This is a genomic window from Dysgonomonas mossii, from assembly GCF_004569505.1.
Lineage (GTDB): Bacteria > Bacteroidota > Bacteroidia > Bacteroidales > Dysgonomonadaceae > Dysgonomonas.
This window is the reverse complement of the sequence record NZ_SPPK01000117.1, coordinates 1-398: the sequence shown is the minus strand read 5'-3', so window position 1 is coordinate 398 and position 398 is coordinate 1. Positions and strand designations below refer to the sequence as shown.

The 398-nt window shown below is 35.2% G+C and carries 1 protein-coding gene; it reads right to left on the bottom strand.

Going from position 1 to position 398, the window contains the following annotated elements; all coding sequences use genetic code 11:
- Positions 1-398, bottom strand: a 398-nt coding sequence (locus tag E4T88_RS17695; protein WP_306461447.1) for a thiolase family protein, incomplete at both ends; no start/stop codon positions are given.

Below are 398 nucleotides of genomic sequence, written 5' to 3'. Positions count from 1 at the left end.
TATCATCATACTTTTCAGCAATACGTTCAGCTGTTAAACCCATTGGTATTTGATTAAATACATCTGTTAAACCATCATGCATAAAACTTTTTACAGGAGCAGTGTCCTTTTTAAAAATAAGTTCTGGAGCATTTGTCATGCTTTCGATACCACCAACAGCTACAACCTCAGCTTCTCCTAACTGTATGCGATGCCTACCTAAAATAATAGATTTTAGGCCAGATCCACATACTTCATTTACTGTCATTGCTGGCGTCTTGTATGGGACACCTGAATTAATACCGATTTGTCGAGCAGGGTTTTGACCACTGCCAGATTGAATAACATTTCCGAAAATAACATTTTGTATTTGAGTTGGATTTATTTGAATTTTATCTATAGTAGATTTTAAGGCAAAA